Origin of the sequence: Aeromonas sp. HMWF014, from assembly GCF_963878295.1 — a bacterium.
Classification (GTDB): domain Bacteria; phylum Pseudomonadota; class Gammaproteobacteria; order Enterobacterales; family Aeromonadaceae; genus Aeromonas; species Aeromonas popoffii.
This window is the reverse complement of record NZ_CAWNYS010000440.1, coordinates 2196-4422: the sequence shown is the minus strand read 5'-3', so window position 1 is coordinate 4422 and position 2227 is coordinate 2196. Positions and strand designations below refer to the sequence as shown.

Here is a 2227-nt window from a genome sequence, read left to right as displayed (position 1 = left end):
GCCCAAGTCCGAGCAGGAGTTATTGAGCCGAGCCCATGCCATGGCAGGCTTCACACTGGCACAGCTGGCTGCCGATGCAGGCCTCGCCGTCCCCCGGGATCTGAGACGGGACAAAGGCTGGGTCGGCCAGCTGATCGAGTGGCAACTGGGTGCCAGCGCCGGCAGCAAGCCAGAGCAGGACTTCCCGGAACTTGGCATAGAGCTCAAGACGATCCCCATCGATCCTCAAGGCAAACCCCTGGAGACCACCTTCGTCTGCGTGGCGCCGCTGATCGGCGTCAGCGGCCAGCGCTGGGAGCAGTCAAACGTGCGCAACAAACTCTCGCGGGTGCTCTGGATCCCGGTTGAGGGAAGTCGCGATATCCCTATAGGCGAGCGCCGGGTCGGCATGCCGCTGATGTGGAGCCCGAATGAGGAGGAGGATCGGCTGCTGCGCCAGGACTGGGAGGAGTTGATGGACATGATAGTGCTGGGAGAGGTGGAGCAGATCAGTGCTCGCCACGGTCAGGTGATGCAACTGCGCCCAAAGGCCGCTAACAACAAGGCGCTGACCCGCGCCATCGGTCGCAATGGCCAGCCGATCCTGACCCTGCCACGGGGCTTTTACCTCAAGACAGGATTCACCCACGGCCTGCTGCAACGCCACTTTGCCTTGCCCGTTTGATCTGTTCTATCAACATCCTTGTCATAAAGTGATATAAAAATAGGCAGAACCCCTTTCTTCGCACCAATGACAAGGAGGCGTCATGCCGATCAACAAGCAATTCCTCAAGTCCCGTCCCGAGGTCAAGGTGACCTTCGCGGTGGAAAAAGTGGCTGCCGGTGAGGCAGAACAGGTACTGCTGCTGGGGGAATTTAGCCAGTGGCAACCCATAGAGCTCAAACGGATGAAGAGCGGAGAGTTTAGAACCACCCTCAACCTGCCCACCGATGGTCCCAGCCATTTCGAATACTGCTACCAGCTGGTGAAACCGAACGGAGAGACACTCTACGACAACGATTGGGAGGCGGACGACTATGTGCCGGGCCCCTTCGGACGTGACAACTCAGTGGTGCGTGTCAGCCAGTAGGCGACGACCAGAACACTGGCACATCTGGCCAGCCCCCGGATTGCGGACACAAAAAAGGCTCGCCATTGGCGAGCCTTTTCACTACCTGTCGAGCTATTTGCCGACATATCGACACCAATTCGAATCGAATTAGTTGAGCTTCTCTTTGATACGAGCAGCTTTGCCGGACAGGTTGCGCAGGTAGTACAGTTTGGCGCGGCGAACATCACCACGACGCTTCAGTTCTACACTGTGGATCAGCGGAGAGTGAGTCTGGAATACACGCTCAACACCTTCGCCGTTGGAGATCTTGCGAACGGTGAAAGCAGAGTGCAGACCGCGGTTACGCTTGGCAATAACGATGCCTTCGAAAGCCTGCAGACGCTCTTTGCCACCTTCTTTAACACGAACTTGAACACGTACAGTGTCGCCCTGGGCAAATGCCGGGATGTCGGTACGCAGTTGCTCTTGCTCAAGCTGCTGAATAATCTTGCTCATTGTCTTTCCTTACCTAGGATAAACTGAAAACTCTACTTAACGCTGTCACGCACTTCGCGGACATACTCGGCAAGAAGTGATTCTTGCTCGTCAGTCAGAGCTAGGTTGTTAATAAGTTCCGGCCTTCTTTGCCAGGTTCGTCCGAGCGACTGTTTGAGACGCCAGCGTCGAATCACTTCGTGATTGCCGCTTGTCAGCGCCTCTGGCACCGCCAATCCATCCAACACCTCCGGCCGAGTGTAGTGGGGATGATCCAGCAAGCCATCCGTGAAGGAGTCCTGCTCGGCACTGGCCTGATCACCCAAAACCCCCGGGACCAGACGCGAAACCGCATCGATCAGGGTCATGGCAGGCAACTCGCCACCACTTAACACGTAATCCCCGATAGACCACTCTTCGTCGACTTCGGTTTGTATCACGCGTTCATCGATACCTTCGTATCGACCGGCTACCAGAATCAGCTTCTGATTCGTCGCCAACTCGGTTACGCCCGCTTGAGTCAGCTTGCGTCCCTGAGGGGAGAGATAGATGACTTTCGCCCCGTCTCCCGCCGCTTGCTTGGCTGCATGAATCGCGTCACGCAGCGGCTGAACCATCATTAACATGCCGGGCCCACCACCATAAGGACGATCATCGACCGTACGGTGTTTGTCGTGGGTAAACTCCCGGGGGTTCCAGCA

At 56.9% G+C, this 2227-nt stretch carries 4 protein-coding genes; 2 read left to right on the top strand and 2 right to left on the bottom strand.

Going from position 1 to position 2227, the window contains the following annotated elements:
- Both mutH and AAC083_RS17435 read left to right on the top strand, forming a co-directional pair.
- Positions 1 to 664 (top strand): DNA mismatch repair endonuclease MutH (mutH, locus tag AAC083_RS17440; RefSeq protein ID WP_108537265.1); only part of this gene is annotated, 664 nt, incomplete at its 5' end.
- Positions 665 to 746: 82 nt separating this feature from the next.
- Entirely contained in the window at positions 747 to 1070 is a 324-nt protein-coding gene (locus AAC083_RS17435; protein ID WP_042038811.1) for an isoamylase early set domain-containing protein, read from the top strand.
- Positions 1071 to 1199: 129 nt separating this feature from the next.
- On the opposite strand, the gene rplS is transcribed toward AAC083_RS17435, so the two are convergent.
- Positions 1200 to 1547 (bottom strand): 50S ribosomal protein L19, encoded by a 348-nt coding sequence (gene rplS, locus AAC083_RS17430; RefSeq protein ID WP_005313505.1) that lies wholly within the window; start codon positions 1545 to 1547, stop codon positions 1200 to 1202.
- 32 nt (positions 1548 to 1579) lie between these two features.
- A partial coding sequence (trmD, locus tag AAC083_RS17425; RefSeq protein ID WP_258224748.1) for a tRNA (guanosine(37)-N1)-methyltransferase TrmD occupies positions 1580 to 2227 on the bottom strand: 648 nt, incomplete at its 5' end.

Bases quoted from the DNA above. Each gene is read 5' to 3' on its own strand.
- AAC083_RS17435 (WP_042038811.1), top strand. From the start codon at position 747: ATGCCGATCAACAAGCAATTCCTCAAGTCCCGTCCCGAGGTCAAGGTG.
- rplS (WP_005313505.1), bottom strand. From the start codon at position 1,547: ATGAGCAAGATTATTCAGCAGCTTGAGCAAGAGCAACTGCGTACCGAC.